This window comes from Acetivibrio straminisolvens JCM 21531 (assembly GCF_000521465.1).
Taxonomy (GTDB): domain Bacteria; phylum Bacillota; class Clostridia; order Acetivibrionales; family Acetivibrionaceae; genus Hungateiclostridium; species Hungateiclostridium straminisolvens.
Map to the genome: position 1 here is coordinate 1 of NZ_BAVR01000182.1, position 719 is coordinate 719.

Consider the following 719-nt stretch of genomic DNA (forward strand, 5'->3'; position numbering starts at 1 on the left):
GTATAATTATTCATGGTTTTCTGGAGAATTAAATACAACTAAAAATTGCATTATTTCTTACAATTTGTTACAATTTCTTAATTCACATCAATGCGTACTTAATAAAAAAATATTGCCCAATCTTAGCCAGATTATTCATCTAACTCAAATTCCATTATTTTTAAGGCTTTGTTACAGATATTCTTCCTTCCATGGCTAATGAGATATCTACACTTCCCTCAGCGTCCAACCCTATAATTTTTATTTTTCCTTTCCCTTTAGGTACTTCAATTATAGTGCTTCCGCTGTTTTCACCTTCAAAAATGTCTGTTACTGTTTTATCCGGCGAAACATAAACTACTTTAAACTTCCCTTCTTTTATCTCTGAGTCGTAGTTTACAGTAAGCTTACCGTCTTCAGCAGCCGATACCAGCCAAATTGTATGCATTCCGATAAAATCGTCAAACTTAATTGACACGCTTTTATCTTCCGGGTTAAAACTTGAAAATTTAAAATAATACCTATCAGCATCTTCTGCAATTTTCGAGTTGTCGTTATATATACTTCTCTTATAATCATTACCGGCTTTACAACCGCAACCTAATATTATTAATGCTGATAAAACTACTATTAAATATATACATTTATGTAGCTTCATTTTATCCCCCTTTTCAAAAGATAGTCAAATAGCTTTCAGTAGTAAAACTAATTTTATTATAAGAGGCAAATAAAAGCTCGGA

General features: G+C 31.3%; 1 protein-coding gene. It reads right to left on the reverse strand.

All coding sequences use genetic code 11. The features are described 5' to 3' along the window. Positions 1-160: 160 nt before the first annotated feature. Entirely contained in the window at positions 161-637 is a 477-nt protein-coding gene (locus tag JCM21531_RS17385; protein ID WP_038291736.1) for a hypothetical protein, read from the reverse strand. Positions 638-719: the final 82 nt, after the last annotated feature.

What these genes read in the sequence shown, in the direction of transcription:
- JCM21531_RS17385 (WP_038291736.1), bottom strand. Translation starts at nt 637, where the DNA reads ATGAAGCTACATAAATGTATATATTTAATAGTAGTTTTATCAGCATTA.